This window comes from Kribbella lupini (assembly GCF_039529595.1).
GTDB classification, from domain to species: Bacteria; Actinomycetota; Actinomycetes; order Propionibacteriales; family Kribbellaceae; genus Kribbella; species Kribbella lupini.
On the sequence record NZ_BAAANC010000006.1, the window covers coordinates 76,637 to 97,371 of the forward strand.

Genomic DNA, 20,735 nt, shown 5'->3' on the forward strand with positions numbered 1-20,735 from the left:
AAAGGAATCATGGACGCCTTCACCCAGCACATCGGCACCGCCGCCCCGCTGCGGCGCAGCAACGTCGACACCGACCAGATCATCCCCGCCGTCTACCTGAAGCGGGTCACCCGCACGGGCTTCGAGGACGGCCTGTTCGCTGCCTGGCGCAACGACCCGGCCTTCGTCCTGAACCAGCCCGAGTACGAGGGAGTCTCGGTGCTCGTCGCCGGCCCGGACTTCGGCACCGGCTCGTCACGCGAGCACGCCGTGTGGGCGCTGATGGACTACGGCTTCCGCGTCGTCGTGTCGTCCCGCTTCGGCGACATCTTCCGCGGCAACTCCGGCAAGGCCGGTCTGCTGGCCGCGCTCGTCACGGAGGACGTCGTCGAGGAACTGTGGACGACCATCGAGAACGACCCCGGCACGAAGGTCACGGTCGACCTCGAAGCGAAGACGATCTCCGCCGGCGCCCTGTCGGCGCCGTTCGAGATCGACGACTACACGCGGTACCGGCTGCTCAACGGGCTGGACGACGTCGGCATCACGCTGTCCCACGCGGACGACATCGAGGCCTACGAGGCGACCCGTCCGAGCTTCAAGCCGGCGACGCTGCCTGCGAAGGCTTAGTATCTTCGTCGTAAGACCTGCTACACCTGCGCGCGCCAGCGCCCGCTTCGTGCGGTGCGCTGGCGCGCGCTTTTGTGTGCGCTGCTTGAACCGTGAGCGTGTAGTGGCTGCTTGGAGAGACGGCCGCCGGTGTCGGAGAGAAGTCGATAGCGTGGGCGCGTGCCGGGCGACGAACTGGATGAAACGACCAAGTGGACGATTCATGGTGAGCGGGTTGTTGATGCCTCTCGGCGGTTGACGCTGAGTGTTGCTTCGGTGGAGCTGCCGGACGGGGTCACGTTCGAGCAGTACGTTCTGCGGATCCCGAAGGCTGCGATCGTCGCGGTGCTGGATGGCCGCGGGGGTGTTCTGATGATGCGGCGGCATCGGTTTGTGATTGATCGGTGGGTGTGGGAGTTGCCGGGTGGTTATGTCGATCCGGACGAAGATCCTGCGGTCACCGCGGCGCGTGAGGTCGAGGAAGAGACGGGGTGGCGGCCGCGGGATGTGCAGTATTTGATGTCGGCTCAGCCGAACGTTGGTTTGGCTGATGCGGAAAACCTCATCTATGTGGCCCGTGGGGCTGACTACGTCGGCGAGCCGTCTGACGTGAACGAAGCCCAGGAGGTCGGGTGGATTGCGTTGGACTCGGTGCTCGATCGGATTGCCGGCGGAGAGATCGTGGGGGCTGCGTCGCAGCTGGCACTGCTTCGGCTGCTGATCGGGAGGTGACCTCAGCGGCGGTTTCGGTTGCTGAGGACAACGAGGTCGGAGCTCATGCCCCGATGCGGCAGGAGCGCATCCGGGTGGGGGAGCGCATAGCTGACGAGGCGCGGCAGCACGCGCACTTACAGCGCGGTAGCGCGCACGCAAGCGCGCCAGCGCTTACTTTTACTGGGCGCCAGCGCGGACTGGTAGCGGGCGACAGCACGCCCACTGAGCGGTAGCGCGCACCGCGGGCGCCAGCCTGCAGCTGAACCAAGGGTGGGTGGGAGCAGGCACCGTAGTGAGCGACAGCGAACGGAGGAGCCCGCGTGGGGTTCTTGTAAACCTGGGCGTAACGGATTGCACATCTGGGGCGATAACTCTGGTGTTACCCTTGCGGAGTTGTCGCAGGCAGGCATTCGAGATCGAGGAGGTGAGGCGCTGATGACCAGTGACCCCTCCAGACATACCGATCTCGCTCGGCCTCGAGGCAACTAACTCCTCTTCCAGGTCAGCCGCCCCTGTGCAGTGACGCCGGGGGTGTGTTGTGGTGCGCGGCAAAGGGTCGCGGGGGTCGGGCAGACGTCGTCGTCTCCCCGTCTGCAACAAACCCTGGAGGACTCATGTCCGACCTGCGCCTGCGCACCCTTCGTGCTTTCGGTCGTACGCCGTCGTTGCGGGCTGCTGCTCGCCGGTACGCCGGAGGGCTGACCGCGCCCGTCCCGGAAGCGATCGAGCCGACCGTGGACCACTCGGTGCACAGCAAGCCCAAGGGCCACAGTGTCGTCGACAGTGCGATCTACTGCGACGGCCGGCGGGTGGCGTCGCCGGAGTCGTTGGCCGACACCTACCAGGTGCTGCACGAGGCGCCGCAAAGCTTGGCGTGGATCGGGCTGTACCGGCCGGACCGGCGTGAGCTGATGTCGCTGGCGCAGGAGTTCGACCTGCACGAGCTGGCGATCGAGGACGCGATCCAGGCCCATCAGCGGCCGAAGCTCGAGCGGTACGGCGACACGTTGTTCGTCGTGCTGAAGGCCGCGCGGTACCGGGACGCGACCGAGGAGGTCGAGTTCGGCGAGGTGCACGTGTTCGTGGGACCGGACTTCGTGGTGACGGTCCGGCACGCCGAGGCGCCGAACCTGGCCGCCGTACGGCGGCGCGTGGAACGCGATCCGGAGTTGCTGCGGCAGGGCACCGAAGCGGTGCTCTACGCGATCATGGACAAGGTCGTCGACGGGTACGCGCCGGTGGTCGCCGGCCTGGAGAACGACATCGACGAGATCGAGACCGAGGTGTTCCGCGGCGATCCGAAGGTGTCGCGGCGCATCTACGAGCTGTCCCGCGAGGTGATCGAGTTCCAGCGCGCGACCCGGCCGCTGATCGGGATGCTGGACTCGTTGCGGGCCGGGTTCGACAAGTACGGCGTGGACCAGGAACTGCAGCGGTCGTTGCGTGACGTCGCCGACCACGTCACGCAGGTGGTCGAGCGGGTGGACGGTTTCCGCGAACTGCTGCGCGACATCCTGACCGTGAACGCGACGCTGGTGGCCCAGCAGCAGAACGAGGAGATGAAGTCCCTCACCGTGGCCAGCAACGCGCAGAACGAAGAGGTGAAGCGGATCTCGGCGTGGGCGGCGATCCTGTTCGCGCCGACGCTGATCGGGACGGTGTACGGGATGAACTTCGACGTGATGCCGGAGCTGCACTGGCAGTGGGGTTACCCGTTCGCGATCGGCCTGATGGCGTTGGTCTGCGGGAGTCTGCACCAGGTCTTCAAGCGTCGCGGCTGGCTCTGACACGTCGGCGTTGTTTCTGTCGCGGGCACTAGTCTTCAACAGACCCTGCGAACTTGGAGGCAAAGATGTGGTTGTTCCTGCGGCGGCGGCTGATCATGTGGGCCGTGCTGGCGATCGCCGTACCGCTGGTGGACTGGTTGCTGGGCAAGATCAGCCAGACCCTGCGTCAGCGCAAGGGCGACAGCGCGGTCACCAGAGGGCTGGACACGGCCCAGTCAGGGCTTCGATCACTGCGCGGAAAGCGCCGCTGAACCCCTTTCGAGGGGTTGTGGCCGGGGTCACCGTTGGTCGCCGGATCGTTGCTCAGAAGGGAATCCAAGGGCCCAGATCGGGCTCTTGGAGGCCAAATCAGGGGCAAATCGCCCAAAACAAGGCCAAATTGCCGCGTTGGTGTTTGTGAACGGCGTGTTGAGTCCATAACGTTCACGTGAGATCGAGCGCTGTGCTCGACGCCATCGTTCACGGAGGGAAGACAGTGAACAAGAGCCAGTTGGTCGAAGCGCTCGCAGTGCACTTCGACGGAAATCGCCGTTCGGCCCAGCACGCCCTGGAGTCGGTGATCGACACCGTCCAGCGCGAGCTGACCAAGAAGGGCGGCAAGGTCGCCATCACCGGGTTCGGTGCCTTCGAGGCCATCGAGCGCGGTGCCCGCATGGTCCGCAACCCGCGGACCGGCGAGACCAAGCGTGCCAAGAAGACCGTGGTTCCGAAGTTCCGCGCGGGTGCGGAGCTGAAGGCCGTTGTCTCCGGTGCGAAGAAGCTGCCGAAGCTGGTGGCCCCGAAGCCGGCCGCGACCGCCACCAAGGCAGCCGCTCCGGCCAAGAAGGCTGCTCCGGCCAAGAAGGCTCCGGCCAAGGCCGCCGCGACCAAGACCGCCGCCAAGAAGGCGCCGGCCAAGGCCGCTGCCACCAAGACGGTCGCCAAGAAGGCCCCGGCGAAGAAGGCCCCCGCCAAGACCGTTGCCAAGAAGGCGGCCCCGGTCAAGAAGGCCACCGTGGCCAAGAAGGCGCCGGCCAAGAAGGCCCCCGCCAAGAAGGCTCCGGCCAAGCGCGCCTCGGCTCGCTGACCTTCAGCACTGCAGCACCGAAACACCAGCGAAGGCCGGTCTCCCCACTCCAGGGGCGACCGGCCTTCGCCGTGTCCGCGGTACGCCGGGAAGATGTCGTCGGCAACCTCCGGTGCGAGCGCGAGCGGGATGGCCTAGCGTGGTGCCATGCAGGCGACCGTGAGCCGTTACGACGACGCGTCCAGGTCCGGTGCGGTGCTGACCGACACCGGCGTCGAGCTGCCGTTCAGTGCCGACGAGCTGGCCGGTACGCCGGTGCGCTTCCTCCGCGTCGGTCAGCGGGTCCGCGTCGAGACCAGCGGATCAGGCCACGGCATCGCGATCACCGCGGTGCACTTCATCACGTTGCACTAGCAGGCGAGGCCTTCGGAGCCGATCACGGCGCCGAGGACGATCGACATCACCTCGGCTGTGCGAGGGCCGACGCCCAGCTGGACGGCGTCGGCGAGATCGGCGGCGGTGTCGACGTCACGGCGTACGGAAGGAATCGCGAGGTCCAGCGGTACGGCGCCCGAGGCTTGGTGGGCCAACGCGGACCCGACGCCGAAGTGGGGATCGAGGGCGACGCCGGGTGCGGCCGCGAGCATCGTCGTACCGGTGCCTGGCTGGTCGATGACGAAGCTGCGATCGGCGACGCAAGCGGCCAAAGCGGCGGTCAGCTCGTCAGGGCGCAGTGCCGGCAGATCGGCCGACAAAGCGGCAATTCTCGCATCGGGGAACTCGGCGACAGCTGCAGCCGCTCCATGGTCAAGGGCTTCGTTGAGGCCGATGGCCGGCAGGTCCGGTACGACGCGGGCGCCTGCCGCGGTGACGTCCGCGGCGACCTTCGGGTCGTCGGTGACGACCAGGACGGTCCGGACCAGTGGCGAGGCCAGGGCTGCCTCGACGGTGTCGGCCGCGAAGGCGCGCGCGAGCTCCGGACGGTGCTGAGGGTAGGCCGCAGCGAGCCGGCTCTTCGCGATCGCCGTACGCTTCACCGGGACCACCAGGATCCAGGGAGCGACCTGTACGTCTTCCATCAGGCAGGATTCTCCCATGACGTACGGCGACGACGCGCAGGAGGCAGCAGTGAACAGCCCGGAACACGATCCCCGCCCACCGCGCGGGTTCTGGTTCGGGCTGGTGGTGGCGCTGGTCAAGCCGTTCATGCTCGTCTTCACCAAGCCCGACTTCCAGGGCCGCGAGAACATGCCGCGCCAGGGCGGGGTGGTGTTCGTGACGAACCACATCTCGCACTTCGACCCGTTCGTGCTCGGGTTCTACATCTGGGAGTGCCGGCGGATCCCGCGGCTGCTCGGCAAGGCGTCGCTGTTCAAGCTGCCGATCGCCGGGCGGATCATCACCGCGGCCGGGCAGATCCCGGTCTACCGCGAGTCCGCGCAGGCGGCCGACGCGTTCCGGGACGCGGTCGCGGCGGTCGAGCGGGGTGAGTGCGTGGGCGTCTACCCCGAGGGCACGATCACGCGGGATCCGGAGATGTGGCCGATGACCGGCAAGACCGGCGCCGCGCGGATCGCGCTGATGACCGGCTGCCCGGTGATCCCGATCGCGAACTGGGGTGCCCAGGAGGTCTTCCACTCCTACGGCAGCAAGTTCCGGATCGGGCTGCTGCCGCGCAAGACGATGAAGGTGAAGGCCGGGCCGCCGGTCGACCTGGACGCGTTCCGCGGCCGGCCGATCACCAACGAGCTGTTGCACGAGGCAACCGAGGTGATCATGCGGACGGTCGCCGCCGGACTCGGCGAGCTGCGCGGGCAGACCCCGCCGAAGGAACTGTTCGACCTGCGCAAGGCCAAGGCCGAGGACGAGGAGAACAAATGACCAAAGTAGCGGTGTTCGGGGCCGGTTCCTGGGGTACGGCGTTCGCGACCGTGCTGGCGCACGCGGGCAACCAGGTGTCGGTGTGGGGCCGGCGGGAGTCGTTGTGCGAGGCGATCAACAGCCGGCACGAGAACCCGGACTACCTGCCCGGGCTGCGGTTGCCCGAGGCGATCACCGCTACGCACGATCCGGCCGCCGCGGCCGACGGCGCCGAGGCGATCGTGCTCGCCGTACCGAGCCAGTCGCTGCGGGACAACCTGCGCGACTGGGCCGGCGTCCTGCCGCCCGCGGTGCCGCTGGTCAGCTTGATGAAGGGCGTCGAGGTCGGTACGACGAAGCGCATGTCCGAGGTCATCGCCGAGCTGACCGGCGCCGGGCCCGAGCGGATCGCGGTCGTCTCCGGGCCGAACCTCGCCCGCGAGATCGCCGAGGGACAGCCGGCTGCGGCGGTCGTCGCGTGTGCCGACGAGGGAACGGCGACGCGGCTGCAGAAGCTGTGCCACTCGCCGGTGTTCCGCCCGTACACGAACAACGACGTCGTCGGGTGCGAGCTCGGTGGCGCGACGAAGAACGTGATCGCGCTGGCGGTCGGGATGGCTGTCGGTCTCGGTTTTGGTGACAACGCTCGGGCGTCGGTCATCACGCGAGGGCTCGCGGAGACGGCGCGGCTCGGTGCGGCACTGGGGGCTGACGAGCACACGTTCTCGGGGCTGGCAGGGCTTGGTGATCTGGTCGCTACGTGTTCGTCGCCGTTGTCGCGCAACCGGTCCTTCGGCGAGAAGCTCGGGCAGGGGATGACCGTTGCCGAGATCGCTGGGGCGACCCGGCAGGTGGCGGAGGGCGTGAAGTCCTGCTCGTCGATCTCCGAGCTGGCGCATCACCACGACGTGGAGATGCCGATCGCGGAGCACGTGACCAAGGTCGTCGCGGGGGAGATGACGCCGAAGGACATGCTGTTCAGCCTGGTCTCGCGGTCGGCGAAGTCCGAACGCTGGGGATGATCCCGGACAGCTTCACCCGCGCCACGATCGATCGCGAGGGCGCGGGCGGCGAGGCCTGGCTGTCCGATCTGCCCGCGATCGTCGAGGAGCTGCTGACACGCTGGAAGTGCGAGTACGACGGTGCGGTGGCGCACGGCCAGGTGGGCCTGATCGTGCCGGTACGGCGTGCTGATGCAGCTGCAGTGCTGAAGGTGTCGTTTCCTCATCCAGGTAATGCGTACGAGCCGGAGGCGTTCGCGGCGTGGGGTGGACGGGGTGCCGTTCTGCTGTACGAGCGGGATGACGAGCGGTTCGCGATGTTGCTCGAGCGGGCGGGTCCGTCGCGGCTCGCGGACCTCCGCGACGGTGAGGAAATCGCCGAGGTGGCAGGGCGGTTGAGCCGTCGGTTGTCGGTGCCGGGGCCGGTGGGCTGGCCGCGGTTGCAGGATCAGGCGGACGGCTGGGAGGAACAGCTCCGCGCCGGAGCCTCGGAGTTCCCGGAGGTGTTGCCGATCTCGGTGGTCGATGCCGCTCTGGTGATCGTGGACGAGTTGGCGCGGCACCAGCCGGAACTGGTTGTGCACGGGGATCTGCATCCGCGGAACATCCTGCGGAGTGAGCGGGAGGACTGGCTCGCGATCGACCCGAAGGGGTGGGTGGGCGATCCGGCCTTCGACGGCAGCATCTACTTCGGGTCGAGGGCCAGGGCGTTGATGGAGACCGACGATCGGACGAGTGCTCTGCGTCGTGAGCTGGAGGTGTTCGCCGATGCGGCCGAACTCGACGCCGAGCGAGTACGGCAGTGGGTGCGGTTGCAGTTGGCGTTGGCGGCGTACCGGGGGCGGCGGCGGGGATTCGGGTTCGCTCGGGGTGGTCTGATGCTGGAGCGGTTTGTGGAGTTTGTGGATCAGCTGGCTGTCAGCTGGTGAGGGTGTGCTGCAGGACCAGGGCGGCGGCGCCGTGCAGGGCGCCTTGGGATCCGGTCCGGGACGGTACGACGCGGAGCTCGGTGGTGGCCAGGGGCAACGATCGGGCGTAGATGGTCTCGCGGATGCCGGCCAGCAGGCTGTCGCCGGCCAGCGAGAGTGAGCCGCCGACGACGATGACCGACGGGTTGAGCAGGCTGACGGCGGTTGCGAGGACGGAGCCGATTTCCCGACCGGCTTGGCGGACCAGTTGAGTAGCAGTGGGGTTGCCGGAGCGGACCAGGTCGACGACATCCCTACTTGAAGTTGCTGGAATGTCGGATGAGGTCAGAGCCGCGGCGATCGCGGTGCCGGAGGCTACGGCTTCCAGGCAGCCGTGGTTGCCGCAGCGGCAGAGGTCGGTGCGGCCGGGGGTCTGGACGTGGCCGATGTCGCCCGCCGCGCCCTGTGCGCCGCGGTGCAGGCGGCCGCCACTGATGACGCCGGCGCCGATGCCGGTGGCGACCTTCACGAACAGCAGGTGCTCGACGTCGGCGTACGCCGTGCTGTGCTCGCCGAGCGCCATGATGTTCACGTCGTTGTCGACCAGGACCGGGCCGGGGAGGTCGGCGCTGAGCCGCGCGACCACGTCGTACGAGTCCCAGCCGGGCATGATCGGCGGGTGGTTCGGGCGGCCGGTACGGTGCTCGACCGGGCCGGGCAGGCCGACGCCGGTGCCGGCCAGGTCGGCGGGGGAGCGGCCGGCAGCAGCCAGCAACGAGCGGCCGGTGTGGACGATCGCGCCGAGGACGGTCTCGGGCCCTTCGGCGATGTTGAGCGGAAGCGTCCGGCTGTCGATCAGCGTGCCGGTCAGGTCGGTCAGCGCGACCGAGAGATGCGTCGCGCCGACGTCCGCGGCCAGGACGAGTCGCGCCGACGGGTTGAAGCGGAAGCGGGCCGGTGGACGACCTCCGGTCGACGCCGCTTCACCGGACGGTACGACGAGCCCGCTGGCCAGCAGCCCCTCGATCCTGCCGGTCACGGTCGACCGGGCAAGGCCGGACAGGTCGATCAGTTCCGCCCGCGTGCGCGGCTGACCGTCGAGCAGCAACCGCAGCAGCGGACCCGCCTCGGCGGCGGTGGTGCTGAGGTCGCTCATCGGCGTACGCACTTTCGTCGGGCGGTCGGTAGACTTTTGCTTGACAGGGTTCAAAAGTGTCACATAGCGTCCCGAGCGTGTCCACAGACAAGCCCAGAGACCAGCTCCGCGTCGGAATCATCGGTGGCGGCTTCATGGGCCGGGTGCACGGCCGGTCCGCGCTGGTCGGTGGCGCGCGGATCGTCGGCGCGATCGGCTCCAGCCCGGAGCGCGCGAAGGCCGCGGCCGACGCGACCGGAGCCGAGCAGGGCTTCGAGACCCTCGACGACCTGCTGGCCGCCGACCTCGATCTCGTCCACGTCTGTACGCCGAACAGCACGCACCTCCCGTTCGCGCTGAAGGCGCTGGAAGCGGGCAAGCACGTCATCTGCGAGAAGCCCCTGGCCACGAGCGCGCAGGACGCCGCCGGGCTCGTCGCGGCCGCGCAGGAGGCCGGACTGGTCGCCTCCGTGCCGTTCGTCTACCGCTACCACCCGATGGTCCGCGAGCTGCGGACCCGGATCGCTGCCGGTGACGCGGGGATCATCACCAGCCTCCACGGCAGCTACCTGCAGGACTGGCTGGCCGGTGCCGACGACGACAACTGGCGCGTGGACGACGCGGCCGGCGGTCCGTCGCGGACCTTCGCCGACATCGGTTCGCACTGGTGCGACCTGACCGAGTTCGTCACCGGTGACCGGATCGCCGCGGTCAGCGCGCAGACGCGGACCGTCCGGTCGCAGCGTGGTGGCGTGGAGGTCAAGACCGAGGACCTGGCGACGGCGCAGTTCCGCACCGAGGCCGGAGTGGTCGGCACGGTCGTGGTCAGCCAGGTCGCGGCCGGCCGCAAGAACCGCCTGTACCTGGAAGTCTCCGGCACCGAGTCGAGCTTCGGCTTCGACCAAGAGGACCCGGACCGGCTCTGGGTCGGCCACCGCGCCGCCAGCCAGTTGCTCACCCGCGACCCCGACACGTTGAGCCCGCCGGCGGCCCGCGTGAACCGGCTGCCCGCCGGTCACGCCCAGGGCTACCAGGACGCGTTCGACTCGTTCGTCGCGGACACCTACGCGGCCGTGCGCGGTGGCGACCGTCCGGACGGACTTCCGGACTTCGCCGCCGGCGCACGGTCGGCCCGCCTGGTCGACGCGGTCCTTCGCTCGGCGGCCGCCGACTCCGCGTGGGTCGAGGTCGAGGACTAGGCAGTACGTCGTACCCGGATCATCACTCTCAGCTTGAGGAGCACCGCGGATGCCACGCCCGATCACCCTGTTCACCGGCCAGTGGGCCGACCTGCCGTTCGAAGAGGTCTGCGAGTTCGCCTCGTCGGCGGGCTACGACGGCGTCGAGATCGCCTGCTCCGGTGACCACTTCGACGTCCAGCAGGCGATCGACGACCCGAACTACGTCCAGACCCGCAAGGACATCCTGGACAAGTACAACCTCAAGGTCTGGGCGATCTCGAACCACCTGGTCGGCCAGGCGGTCTGCGACGACCCGATCGACTTCCGGCACCAGGCGATCGTCCCGGGCCGGGTCTGGGGCGACGGCGACGCCGAGGGCGTGCGGCAGCGCGCGGCCGAGGACCTGAAGAACACCGCGCGGGCGGCCGCGAAGCTCGGCGTCGACACGGTGATCGGCTTCACCGGCTCGTCGATCTGGCAGTACGTCGCGATGTTCCCGCCGGTCCCGGCCGAGCGGATCGACGCCGGCTACCAGGACTTCGCCGACCGGTGGAACCCGATCCTCGACGTGTTCGACGCCGAGGGCGTCCGGTTCGCGCACGAGGTGCACCCGTCGGAGATCGCGTACGACTACTGGACCACGACGCTGGCGCTCGAGGCGATCGGCCACCGCGAGGCGTTCGGCCTGAACTGGGACCCGAGCCACATGGTCTGGCAGGACATCGACCCGGTCGCGTTCCTGTGGGACTTCAAGGACCGGATCTACCACGTCGACTGCAAGGACACCCGGATGCGGGTCGGCGGCGGGCGCAACGGCCGGCTCGGCTCGCACCTGCCGTGGGGCGACCCGCGGCGCGGCTGGGACTTCTACTCCACCGGTCACGGTGACGTGAACTGGGAGGACTGCTTCCGCGTGCTCAACTCGATCGGGTACGCCGGGCCGATCTCGGTCGAGTGGGAGGACGCGGGCATGGAGCGCAAGGTCGGCGCCGCGGAGGCCGTCAACGTGATCCGCAACCTGGCCTTCGACAAGCCCGAAGCCGCGTTCGACGCAGCGTTCGCCACTGACAAGTAGCCAGCGGCAGCCACGCAGTCAGCGGTAGTCGCGGCCGGCGGCGAACCCCAGCGTGAGCTGGATCGCCGCCAAGGCCGCGAACACGATCAACGCGGCGTCCCAGGTGCCGGTGTGTTCGGTGATCAGGCCGGCGGCGACCGGTCCGCCGGCGGCCAGCAGGTAGCCGACGGCCTGGGCCATACCGGACAGCTGGGTCGTCTCGTGGTGGCTGCGGCCGCGGATGCTGATCAGCGAGAGCGCGGCGACCAGGGCGGCGCCTTGGCCGAGTCCGGCAAGCACCACCCAGAGCAGTGCGAGCTGGGGCAGCAGCAGGAGGCCGAGGAGCGCGACCAGGATCGGCAGGCTCGCGGTGATCGTGCCCGGGCGCTGGTTGGTCGGGTGCTTCATCAGCCAGGGAATGCTCAGGCCGCCGATCAGGCCGAAGACCTGGAACAGGAAGATGTGTACTCCGGCGGTCCGCTCGGAGACGCCGGTCGAGATCTCGATGGTCGGCAGCCAGTTGACGAGCAGGTAGAAGCTGGTCGACTGCAGGCCCATGTAGAACGTGACCAGCCAGGCCATCGGCTGTCGCCACACGCTGACCGGCGGCGCGTCCTCGGTGGCAGGCGCCGCCGGGACCGGAGCCGGTGAGATCGTCCGCGGGAGCCAGGCCAGCGCGACCAGGACGGACAGACCGCCCCAGATCGCGAGCGCCAGCCGCCAGCCCGCCGCGTTGGCGATCGGTACGGCGACCAGCGACGCGACCGCGGCGCCGCCGGTGATGAACGCGGTGTAGACGCCGGTCGCGCGGGACACGTTGGCGGCGTAGTCACGCTTGAGGATCACCGGCACGAGCACGTTGCCGACGGCGATCGCCGCTCCGACCACGACCGTGCCGATCCACAGGCCGGCCAGGCCGGTGTAGGGCCGGGCCGCCGTACCGACGGCGAGGACGAGCAGCGAGACGAAGACCGTGCGTTCCATCCCGAAGCGGCGGGACAGCAGATGCACGAGCGGTGACGCGAAGGCGAACGCCAGCAGCGGGAGCGTGCCGAGCAGGCCGAGCATGCCCTCGCCGAGGTGCAGGTCGACGCCGATGCGCGGCAACACAGGGCCGACCGCGGTGAGCGCTGGTCGAAGGCTCAGGGCGACCACGAAGGCGGTCGCGGTGACCAGTGGCGAGTACTGCCGAGCGGCCGGTGGGGCTGACAGTGCCACTGGTGCTTCCCTCCTCGCGGTAGATGTCCTACATTTACACACTATGTCATTGAACGGGCCGGTGCGGCAGGTGCCGTTGGTTCAGCAGGTCGCCGATCAGTTTCGCGCGTTGATCGAATCGGGGGAGTGGCCGCGGGACACGCGGATCCCCGGGGAGAACCAGCTCGCGGCGGAGCTGGGGGTTAGTCGGGGGACCGTGCGCGAGGCATTGCGGTCGCTGAGTCTGACCGGGTTGCTGGAGCCGCGGGTGGGTGACGGCACGTACGTGCGGGCGACCGACGAGATCAGCGGGGTGCTGCTGCGGGATGAGCTCTCGTCGCTCGACCAGGTGTTCGATGCCCGCGCGGGGATCGAGGCGGCCGCTGCACGGCTGGCCGCGCAGCGGCTGAGCTCTGAGGGGATCAAGACGCTGATCGCTGCCATCGAGGCGCGCGATGCCGCGCATGACGCAAGCGACCTCGCGGCCTTTGTGATCGCCGACAGCGCGTTTCACCGGGGTGTGGTCGAGGCCTCCGGCAACCCGATCCTGCTCCGCCTGTACGACGCGATGGCCGGTCTGCTGGCCGAGTCGATCGAGCAGACCGCGAGCTTCCCCGAGCATCCGCAGCTGCGCGCGGCACACCTGGACGTCTACGAGGCGATCTGCGCCGGGGATCCGGACGCCGCGGCGCGGGCGTCGTACGCGCTGATCGAAACGGTCAAGCAGAGCCAGTGATTCACGCGGGATCGGCGGCTGTGCGGCTCGAGCGACGGGGTGCCAGGACCGGGGCGAAGAGCGCCAGTCCGGTGGCGAGGACGGTGACGACGATGAACGACAGGGTCAGGCTGCTGGCCTGCGCGATGCCGCCGATGATCGACGGCGCGACCAGGCCGGACGCGTAGGTGACGGTCGCGACGCCCGCGATGGCCTGGCTGGGATTCGGCCCGGCCTTGCCGGCCGCGGCGAAGGCCAACGGGACCACCACCGCGATGCCGAGACCGAGCAGGCCGAAGCCGGCCATGGCGACGGCCGGATGCGGAGCCAGTACGACGAGAACGCCGCCGAGCGTCGCGATCGCCCCGCTGACGCGGACGGTCCGGACGGCGCCGAACCGGTCGACCACCGCGTCGCCGAAGAGCCGCGCGACGGCCATCGTCAGCGCGAAGCCCGTCGTCGCGCCGGCGGCGACGCCGGCCGAGGTGGTGAGCACGTCCTCCAGGTACACCGCCGACCAGTCCAGGCTCGCGCCCTCGGCGAAGACCGCGCAGAACCCGACCGCGCCGATCAGCAGCGCGGACTTCGGCGGCAGCGCGAAGTGCGGCGGCGCTTCCTCGTCCTCGGTCGGGTGGAGGTTGAGCACGAACTGGCAGGCGATCGCGCCGAGCACGGTCAGAACGGCTGCCATCACGAGGTGGTGCAGCTGTGCGTTGATGTCCAGGTGCGCGGCGACCGTGCCGATGCCCGAACCGATCAGCGCGCCGACGCTCCACATCCCGTGCAGCCCGGACATGATCGACTTCGCCATCCGGTGCTCGACCTCGACGCCGATCGCGTTCATCACGACGTCGGCCATGCCCGCGGTCGCGCCGTACACGAACAGGGCGCCGCACAGGGCGATGAGGTTCGGAGCCAGCGACGGCAGGATCAGCGCGAGCGTCCAGAGGGCGAGCAGTCCGCGCTGCGCCGTACGGGATCCGAAGCGATGACTGACGCGGGCGGCCAGCGGCATCGCGATCGCGGCGCCGAGGGCGGGGAACGCGAGTGCCAGGCCGAGCTGGCCCGGACTCACCCCGGCGTGGTCCTGGATCCAGGGCACGCGGGTCGCGAACGACCCGGTCACCGCGCCGTGCACGCAGAACACGACAGCCACCGCGACGCGGGCGCGCCGAACCTCGTCGATCATCAAGGGGAGTCCATATCAACAGGCGGAATGTTTGAACGCACAGGCAGAAATGTTAGATTCGGTGCCGTGAAGAGTGCCGAACGTCAGCGTGTCATCGTAGAACGCCTGCAGGGCGCGTCCCGGATCGCGGTCGCCGAACTGGTCGAACTGACCGGCGCCTCCGACATGACCGTCCGCCGCGATCTCGACTACCTGGCCGCGCGGGGCGTGCTCAAGCGCGTCCACGGCGGCGCGGTCTCCGCGATGCCGGCCGGTGTCGAGCCGCCGTTCGCCGCGCGCTCGACGGCCGCGGTCGAGGCCAAGCGGGCGATCGCCGCGGCGGCCGTGGAACAGCTGCGCGACGGCGACTCGATCGTGCTCGACAGCGGTACGACGGCGCTCGAGGTCGCGCGGCTGCTGCGCGGCCGGACGATGACCGTGATGCCGCTGTCGTTGCAGATCGCCCAGGAGCTCGTCGACAACCCGGGCATCCGGTTGCTGCTTCCCGGCGGCGAGCCGCGCAAGGGCGAGCAGGCGCTGGTCGGGCCGTTGACGCTCGCGTCGCTGCGCGCGCTGCGCTTCGACGTCGCCGTACTGAGTCCGTGTGCTTTCAGCCTGGAGAGCGGACTGACCGCGTTCGACCTGGGCGATGCCGAGGTGAAGCTGCAGGCGCTCGCCGTCGCGACGCGCTCGATCGCGCTGGTCGACGGCGCGAAGTGGGACCGGGCCGCCTTGGCCTACATCTGCCCGGCTGATCGACCCGACCTGATCATCACCGACCCGTCGGCCCCGATGGACGAGCGCGCCGCGCTGGCAGAGCGCGGCGTCCTCGTCCAGGTGGCCGGAGAGGACCAGAACTCTTGAGCACGCTCGTCGCCGCCCCACCGCGGGCGGCCCGGATCGCGACCTGGGTGTACTTCGGCATCAACGGCTTCGCCATCGGCCTGTGGGTCGTGCACATCCCGAACATCGAGCACGCCACGGGGATCACCCACAGCACGCTCGGGCTCCTGCTGCTCGTCCTCGGCGGTGCCGCGTTCCTCGGCATGCAGGTGGCCGGTCCGCTGGCCGACCGCGTGGGGCAGCGGCGGCTGGTGCCCGCATCGGGCGTGCTGCTCGGGCTGTCGCTGTTCGGGCCGGGGCTGACGCACTCGTGGTGGGCGCTCGGGCTGACGTTGATCGTGCTCGGGTTCGCCAACGGGTCGCTCGACGTCGGGATGAACGCGCACGCGGTGGTGGTCGAGCGGGCCTATCCGCGGCCGATCATGGCGGCGTTCCACGCGATGTGGTCGATCGGCGGGGCGATCGCGGCGCTGATCGGCGCGATGACGTTGCGGGCCGACGTACCGACCGAGGTGACGCTGGGCGCGTGCGGCGTCCTGCTCGTCGTGGTGTCGCTGGTGACGAGCCGGTTCCTGATCGAGTCCGACGTACCGGAGGAGCACGAGGAGCAGCCGTCGGCCAAGCCGTCGGCGAAGCTGGTGTGGGCCCTTGGTGGGTTGGCCTTCGGGTTGATGCTGGCCGAGGGGGTGGCGAACGACTGGGCGGCGCTGCAGTTCCGGGACGTGCTGGGGACTTCAACCAGTACGGCGGCCTACGCGTACGGCGCGTTCGCGGTGGCGATGACAGTCGGGCGCTTCGCGACCGATCGGGTCGCCGCGGTGATCGGGGCGATGGCGATCGTCCGGTACGGCGCTGCGCTGGCCGCGGTCGGACTGACGATCGTGATCCTCAGCCCGTGGGTGGCGGTCGGCTTGGTCGGGTGGGCGTTGTTCGGGCTCGGGCTGGCCGGGGGCGTGCCGCAGCTGTTCACGGCGGCGGGGAACTTGGACCCGCGAGCCTCGGGGGCGTTGATGGCCCGGGTCGTGGGGCTCGGGTACGTCGGGCTGCTGGCCGGACCGGCGCTGATCGGTGGGCTGGCGCACTGGATGCCGCTGAACGTGGCGTTCGTCCTGCCGGTGATTCTGTGCATCGTGACGGTGATCGGGGCGCCGGTCCTGCGGAAGCCGAAGGCCTAGGCGGTCCGTCGTACGGGCTCGGCGGTCGTCGTACGCGCTAAGCCTTGAGGGCCTGGTCGAGGTCGGCCCAGAGGTCGTCGGGGTGCTCGATGCCGACCGACAGGCGGATCAGGTCGGCCGGGATCGTGGGAACCTCGGCGGGCCAGCGGCGGCGGCGTTCGAGCATGGACTCGACGCCGCCGAGGCTCGTCGCGTGGACCCAGAGTTTGGTGGACTCGCAGACCCGCTGGGCGCCGTCGGCGTCGCCGCCGAGCTCGATCGCGAGGATCGCGCCGAAGCCGGACATCTGGGCCTTGGCGCGCTCGTGGCCCGGGTCGTCGGCCAGACCGGGGTAGCGGACGCGGCTCACGCGCGGGTGCTCGAGCAGGCGCTCGGCGAGGAACGCGGCGTTCGACTGGGCGCGCTCGAGGCGGAGGGCAAGGGTGCGGAGACCGCGCAGACCGAGCCAGGCTTCCATCGGGCCGGGGATCGCGCCGAGGTTGCGGCGCTTGCCCTCCAGAATCGTCCACAGGTCGTCGTTCGCGGTGACGATCGCGCCGAGCACGACGTCGGAGTGGCCGGCGATGAACTTGGTCGCGGAGTGCATCACCAGGTCGGCGCCGAAGGTCAGCGGGCGCTGCAGCAGGGGAGTGGCGAAGGTGTTGTCGACCACGATCAGCGCGCCGGCGGCACGGCCTGCCGCGCAGAGCGCGGGGAGGTCGGCGACCTCCATGGCGGGGTTGGTGGGTGACTCGATCCACAACAGGTCGGCGCTCTCCACGGCCGCCGAGACCTCGTCGGTGTTCGCGATGTCGACTCGCTGCAGGTTGAGTCGGCCGGTCGCTGCCTGCTGGTCCAGCAGACCCAGTACGCCGCTGTAGGCGTGCTGCGGCGCGACGACCAGACCGCCGACCGGTACGAGATCCATCACCGCCGCCGCGGCGGCCATGCCGGAGGCGAAGGTCAGACCGCGACCGCCTTCGAGCTCGCCGAGGGTCTGCTCGAGCGCGTCCCACGCGTCGTTGCCGAACCGCCCGTAGCCGCGGTCGCCGCCGGCGATGTACGTCGAGCTGAAGACCGGCGACTCGCCGAGCGGCGCGTTCGGCACCCGCTCGGGACGTCCGGCGTGCACGACAACGGTCGACGGATCCAGGTCAGAGGTCATGCGGGGATTGTGTCAACTGTCAACGAGCCCTGGGGAGGGGGATGGCGTTGTCGCGGAAGAGGTGGAGGGTTTCCTCGGCGAGCTGTTTGACCGTGGGGCCGTCGGGGTGGTCGACCCAGGTCTCGACCACGATCTCGATGATGTTCATCGTGGTGCCGGCGGCAAGCTTGGCGGTCAGCGCGGTGCCGTCGCCGGCCTCTCGGCGTACCAGCTCGACGGTGAGCTCCTTGCGCCAGCGCCAGATCGCGTCGGTCAGGTGGGCGCTCAGCGACGGCGTCTGGCCGGCCAGCTCGTAGACCGCGCGCACCCGCTCGGGGTTGCTCTCGATCTGGTCCAGGACCCGCGCGATGACCTGCTCCAGCGCGTCCGGCACGTCCAGGCCGACGGGCTGCTCGCGGAACCAGTCGAGCGCGCCGAACAAGCTGTTCTCGACGAACTCGAGAACCAGCGTCTCCTTGGTCGGGAAGTACCGGTAGAGCGTGCTCGGCCCGACCTCCGCGGCCGCGGCGATCTGCTCGACGGTGGTCCGGCCGAAGCCGTGGTCGGTGAACAGCTCGAAAGCCTTGTCCGAGATCAGCCGGCGGGTCCGTTCCCGCTTCAGCTCACGAAGCCCCATTGGCCCAACTTACTTCCTTTTGAAAAGCAGTACTTACAGTCATATGGTAGTCACTGTCAGAATCTGGAGGTTCGATGACTGCCTTTCCTCACATCCGGCCGACCGGGTGCCCGTTCGACCCCGCCACCGGCTACGCCGACCTGCTGGCCAACGACCAGCCCACCAAGGTGTCCACCCCACTCGGTGTCGACGCCTGGGTCGTCAGCCGGTACGACGACGTCCGCGAGGTGCTCAGCAACCCGAACCTGAGCTCCCGCTCGGCTCCCTCGGCCCACATGTCTCCGCACGCGGACCTGGAGCGTGAGGTCGACTCCGGCTCGATCCTGCAGAACGACGGCGAGCGCCACGCGCACCTGCGCCGCCTCCTGACGGCCGAGTTCACGGTGAAGCGCGTGCAGGCGCTGCGGCCGCGGATCGTGGACCTGGTCGAGCAGCACCTCGACCGAATGCTCGCCGCCGGTGGTCCGGTCGACCTGGTCGAGCAGTTCGCGCTGCCGATCCCGTCCCTGGTCATCTGCGAGCTGCTCGGCGTCCCGTACGACGACCGCGACCAGTTCCAGCACTGGTCGGCGCTGCTGCTCTCGGTGAAGCGGACCCAGCAGCAGCAACTGCAGACCAGCGAGGAACTCCAGCAGTACATGGCGAAGCTCGTCATGGCGAAGCAGGAGGACCGCTCGGCCGACGACCTGCTGAGCCGGCTGATCACCCGGGCCGAGGACCAGGGCACGCCGCTGACCGTGCCCGAGCTGGTGTCGATCGGCATCACCCTGCTGATCGCCGGCCACGAGACGACGGCCAACATGATCGGACTCAGCACGCTGGCGCTGCTGCGCAACCCGGAGCAGCTGGAGCAGCTGCGCGAGCACCCGGAGATCGCTCCGGCCGCGGTCGAGGAGATGCTGCGCTACCTGACCGTCGTGCAGTTCGGCCTGTTCCGGCACGTGCTCGACGACATCCCGATCGGCGACGAGACGATCAAGGCCGGCGAGTACCTGATCGCCGCGATCACCGCCGGGAACCGCGACACCAGGGTCTTCCCCGACCCGGACCGGATCAACCTGACCCGCAAGGCGTCCGCGCACCTGGCCTTCGGGTTCGGGCCGCATCAGTGCCTCGGGCAACAACTGGCCCGGGTCGAGCTGATCGAGGTCTACACCCGGCTGTTCACGCGGATCCCGACGCTGCGGCTGGCGGTGCCATTCGAGGAGATCCGCTTCAAGCACGACGCGCTGGTCTACGGCCTGGCCGAGCTGCCGGTCACCTGGGAGGGCAACTGATGAACGTCGAGATCGACCAGGAGGGCTGTGTCGCGGCCGGGCAGTGCGTGCTGGCCGCGCCGGAGGTGTTCGACCAGCGCGACGAGGACGGCGTCGCCGTACTGCTGCGTGAGCCGTTGGCGGACGAGTACGCCGCGACCCGCGAGGCCGCGCTGCTCTGTCCGGCCCGGGCCATCGTATTGAGCGAGTAATGGAGCGCGTAGTTGTCGTCGGAGCCTCGGCCGCGGGCTCCACGACCGCACAGACGCTGCGCCGGGAGGGCTTCGCCGGCGCGATCACGGTGATCGGCGACGAGCCGCATCTCCCGTACGACCGACCGCCGCTGTCCAAGCAGGTGCTGCTCGGCAGCTGGCCGGCCGAGCGAACCAGCTTCGGTCCAAGTACGACGTACGCCGAGCAGGGCATCGACCTGCGGCTCGGGTCGCGTGCTGCCGGGCTGGACCTCTCGCGACGAGTCGTCGAGCTGGCGACCGGGGAGGAGGTCGGCTGGGACCACCTGGTCGTGGCTACCGGGGTGCAGCCCTTGCGGCTTCGGGAGGGCCATCACCTGGACGGTGTCCACGTGCTGCGGACGCTGGACGACGCAGTGGCGCTGCGGAAGTCGCTGGCCGACGCCTCGGCGGTAGTGGTCGTCGGGGCCGGGTTCCTGGGATCGGAGACGACTGCTGCGGCTCGCCAGCTCGGGTGCGAGGTGACTCTGGTCGACCTGGCCCCCGCTCCGATGGCTGTGCAGCTGGGGGCGGAGCTGGGCTGGATGGTCGCCGAGCTGCACGCCGCGCACGGCGTACGGGTGCTTGGTGGGTCCGGTGTGACCCGGCTGCTCGGCGAGTCGGCGGTGGAAGGCGTCGAGCTGGCTGACGGGTCGGTGGTGAAGGCGGACGCCGTACTGGTTGCCGTGGGCTCGCGTCCGGCGACCGACTGGTTGGAGGCCTCCGGGCTGCCCTGCCGGGACGGTGTGCTGTGCGAGGAGGCGCCCGCCGGAGTGCACGCGGCCGGGGACGTGGCGCGCTGGACCAGCGCGCGGTTCGGGGTGTCGCTGCGGCTCGAGCACCGGTTCAACGCGACGGAGCAGGCCGTCTGCGCGGCGCGCCGGATCGCCGGGCAGGAGATCGCGTTCGATCCGGTGCCGTACTTCTGGACCGACCAGTATGACGCCCGGATCCAGGTCTACGGCGTCGTGCCGCCGGACGCGCGGCTGGTCGTCGTACAGGGTGATCCGAGCGCGCGGAAGTTCCTCGCGCACTACGTGTCCGGCGGCCGCGTGAGCGCCGTACTGGGCTGGAACATGCCGCGGGAACTGCGGTCCGAACGGGCGCTACTGACAGCAATCTGAAGGGATCTTTACCAAACCCCGGTCAGGATCGGT

At 69.6% G+C, this 20,735-nt stretch carries 23 protein-coding genes; 17 read left to right on the plus strand and 6 right to left on the minus strand.

Features of this window, described 5'->3' with window-relative positions:
* Positions 1-9 precede the first annotated feature (9 nt).
* The 6 genes from leuD to ABD235_RS38870 all read left to right on the plus strand — a co-directional run bounded on the left by leuD (position 10) and on the right by ABD235_RS38870 (position 4,509).
* Positions 10-609, plus strand: coding sequence for a 3-isopropylmalate dehydratase small subunit (gene leuD, locus ABD235_RS38845; RefSeq protein ID WP_344183546.1), 600 nt, complete (start codon positions 10-12; stop codon positions 607-609).
* A 159-nt stretch (positions 610-768) separates the two neighbouring features.
* Positions 769-1,320: an NUDIX hydrolase gene (locus tag ABD235_RS38850; RefSeq protein ID WP_344183548.1), complete on the plus strand. Its 552-nt coding sequence runs from the start codon at positions 769-771 to the stop codon at positions 1,318-1,320.
* 596 nt (positions 1,321-1,916) lie between these two features.
* Positions 1,917-3,089, plus strand: coding sequence for a magnesium/cobalt transporter CorA (gene corA / locus ABD235_RS38855; RefSeq protein ID WP_344183550.1), 1,173 nt, complete (start codon positions 1,917-1,919; stop codon positions 3,087-3,089).
* 53 nt (positions 3,090-3,142) lie between these two features.
* Entirely contained in the window at positions 3,143-3,340 is a 198-nt protein-coding gene (locus ABD235_RS38860; RefSeq protein ID WP_344183552.1) for a hypothetical protein, read from the plus strand.
* Positions 3,341-3,564: 224 nt separating this feature from the next.
* The gene (locus ABD235_RS38865) at positions 3,565-4,155 is read left to right on the plus strand and encodes an HU family DNA-binding protein (RefSeq protein ID WP_344183554.1); all 591 of its coding nucleotides are present in this window, start codon (positions 3,565-3,567) and stop codon (positions 4,153-4,155) included.
* A 147-nt stretch (positions 4,156-4,302) separates the two neighbouring features.
* Positions 4,303-4,509 (plus strand): hypothetical protein, encoded by a 207-nt coding sequence (locus ABD235_RS38870; protein WP_344183556.1) that lies wholly within the window; start codon positions 4,303-4,305, stop codon positions 4,507-4,509.
* Here ABD235_RS38870 and cofC read toward each other — a convergent pair.
* Positions 4,506-5,174 (minus strand): 2-phospho-L-lactate guanylyltransferase, encoded by a 669-nt coding sequence (cofC, locus tag ABD235_RS38875; protein WP_344183558.1) that lies wholly within the window; start codon positions 5,172-5,174, stop codon positions 4,506-4,508. The genes ABD235_RS38870 and cofC overlap by 4 nt on opposite strands.
* Before the next feature lie 16 nt (positions 5,175-5,190).
* Between cofC and ABD235_RS38880 the strand changes: the two genes are divergently transcribed.
* Genes ABD235_RS38880 through ABD235_RS38890 form a run of 3 tightly spaced genes read left to right on the plus strand, consistent with a single transcriptional unit; the run spans position 5,191 to position 7,885 of the window.
* A complete protein-coding gene (locus ABD235_RS38880; protein ID WP_344183560.1) occupies positions 5,191-5,976 on the plus strand; it encodes a lysophospholipid acyltransferase family protein in 786 nt (261 codons plus the stop codon).
* Positions 5,973-6,977 (plus strand): NAD(P)H-dependent glycerol-3-phosphate dehydrogenase, encoded by a 1,005-nt coding sequence (locus ABD235_RS38885; protein ID WP_344183561.1) that lies wholly within the window; start codon positions 5,973-5,975, stop codon positions 6,975-6,977. Before ABD235_RS38880 ends, ABD235_RS38885 begins: the two co-directional genes overlap by 4 nt.
* Positions 6,974-7,885 (plus strand): aminoglycoside phosphotransferase family protein, encoded by a 912-nt coding sequence (locus ABD235_RS38890; RefSeq protein ID WP_344183563.1) that lies wholly within the window; start codon positions 6,974-6,976, stop codon positions 7,883-7,885. The genes ABD235_RS38885 and ABD235_RS38890 overlap by 4 nt, the downstream gene beginning before the upstream one ends.
* Here ABD235_RS38890 and ABD235_RS38895 read toward each other — a convergent pair.
* Entirely contained in the window at positions 7,875-9,020 is a 1,146-nt protein-coding gene (locus tag ABD235_RS38895; protein ID WP_344183565.1) for an ROK family transcriptional regulator, read from the minus strand. The two genes, ABD235_RS38890 and ABD235_RS38895, sit on opposite strands and share 11 nt — an antisense overlap.
* Before the next feature lie 77 nt (positions 9,021-9,097).
* Here ABD235_RS38895 and ABD235_RS38900 point away from each other — a divergent pair, with 77 nt between their 5' ends.
* Both ABD235_RS38900 and ABD235_RS38905 read left to right on the plus strand, forming a co-directional pair.
* Positions 9,098-10,198 carry a Gfo/Idh/MocA family protein gene (locus ABD235_RS38900; protein ID WP_344183567.1) on the plus strand — a complete coding sequence of 367 codons (1,101 nt, stop codon included), beginning with the start codon at positions 9,098-9,100 and terminating at the stop codon, positions 10,196-10,198.
* Positions 10,199-10,247: 49 nt separating this feature from the next.
* A complete protein-coding gene (locus ABD235_RS38905; protein ID WP_344183569.1) occupies positions 10,248-11,255 on the plus strand; it encodes a sugar phosphate isomerase/epimerase family protein in 1,008 nt (335 codons plus the stop codon).
* Between the two features lie 18 nt (positions 11,256-11,273).
* On the opposite strand, the gene ABD235_RS38910 is transcribed toward ABD235_RS38905, so the two are convergent.
* Positions 11,274-12,452: an MFS transporter gene (locus tag ABD235_RS38910; protein ID WP_344183571.1), complete on the minus strand. Its 1,179-nt coding sequence runs from the start codon at positions 12,450-12,452 to the stop codon at positions 11,274-11,276.
* A gap of 43 nt (positions 12,453-12,495) precedes the next feature.
* Here ABD235_RS38910 and ABD235_RS38915 point away from each other — a divergent pair, with 43 nt between their 5' ends.
* A complete protein-coding gene (locus ABD235_RS38915; protein ID WP_344183573.1) occupies positions 12,496-13,167 on the plus strand; it encodes a FadR/GntR family transcriptional regulator in 672 nt (223 codons plus the stop codon).
* Position 13,168: 1 nt separating this feature from the next.
* On the opposite strand, the gene ABD235_RS38920 is transcribed toward ABD235_RS38915, so the two are convergent.
* Positions 13,169-14,335, minus strand: coding sequence for an MFS transporter (locus ABD235_RS38920; protein WP_344183575.1), 1,167 nt, complete (start codon positions 14,333-14,335; stop codon positions 13,169-13,171).
* Between the two features lie 66 nt (positions 14,336-14,401).
* Here ABD235_RS38920 and ABD235_RS38925 point away from each other — a divergent pair, with 66 nt between their 5' ends.
* Together ABD235_RS38925 and ABD235_RS38930 are read left to right on the plus strand one after the other, a co-directional pair.
* Positions 14,402-15,178 carry a DeoR/GlpR family DNA-binding transcription regulator gene (locus ABD235_RS38925; RefSeq protein WP_344183577.1) on the plus strand — a complete coding sequence of 259 codons (777 nt, stop codon included), beginning with the start codon at positions 14,402-14,404 and terminating at the stop codon, positions 15,176-15,178.
* Positions 15,175-16,332, plus strand: a complete 1,158-nt coding sequence (locus tag ABD235_RS38930) for an MFS transporter (protein ID WP_344183579.1) — start codon at positions 15,175-15,177, stop codon at positions 16,330-16,332. Before ABD235_RS38925 ends, ABD235_RS38930 begins: the two co-directional genes overlap by 4 nt.
* Positions 16,333-16,369: 37 nt before the next feature.
* Here the strand turns inward: ABD235_RS38930 and ABD235_RS38935 are convergent, their stop codons facing one another.
* Positions 16,370-17,476 carry a trans-sulfuration enzyme family protein gene (locus ABD235_RS38935; protein WP_344183581.1) on the minus strand — a complete coding sequence of 369 codons (1,107 nt, stop codon included), beginning with the start codon at positions 17,474-17,476 and terminating at the stop codon, positions 16,370-16,372.
* A gap of 19 nt (positions 17,477-17,495) precedes the next feature.
* Positions 17,496-18,092, minus strand: coding sequence for a TetR/AcrR family transcriptional regulator (locus ABD235_RS38940; RefSeq protein WP_344183583.1), 597 nt, complete (start codon positions 18,090-18,092; stop codon positions 17,496-17,498).
* Positions 18,093-18,166: 74 nt separating this feature from the next.
* On the opposite strand from ABD235_RS38940, the gene ABD235_RS38945 reads away from it, so the two are divergent.
* Genes ABD235_RS38945 through ABD235_RS38955 form a run of 3 tightly spaced genes read left to right on the plus strand, consistent with a single transcriptional unit; the run spans position 18,167 to position 20,702 of the window.
* Positions 18,167-19,369, plus strand: a complete 1,203-nt coding sequence (locus ABD235_RS38945) for a cytochrome P450 (protein ID WP_344183585.1) — start codon at positions 18,167-18,169, stop codon at positions 19,367-19,369.
* Positions 19,369-19,560, plus strand: a complete 192-nt coding sequence (locus ABD235_RS38950; RefSeq protein ID WP_344183587.1) for a ferredoxin — start codon at positions 19,369-19,371, stop codon at positions 19,558-19,560. The genes ABD235_RS38945 and ABD235_RS38950 overlap by 1 nt, the downstream gene beginning before the upstream one ends.
* The gene (locus ABD235_RS38955; RefSeq protein WP_344183589.1) at positions 19,560-20,702 is read left to right on the plus strand and encodes an NAD(P)/FAD-dependent oxidoreductase; all 1,143 of its coding nucleotides are present in this window, start codon (positions 19,560-19,562) and stop codon (positions 20,700-20,702) included. The genes ABD235_RS38950 and ABD235_RS38955 overlap by 1 nt, the downstream gene beginning before the upstream one ends.
* The last annotated feature ends 33 nt before the right edge of the window (positions 20,703-20,735 follow it).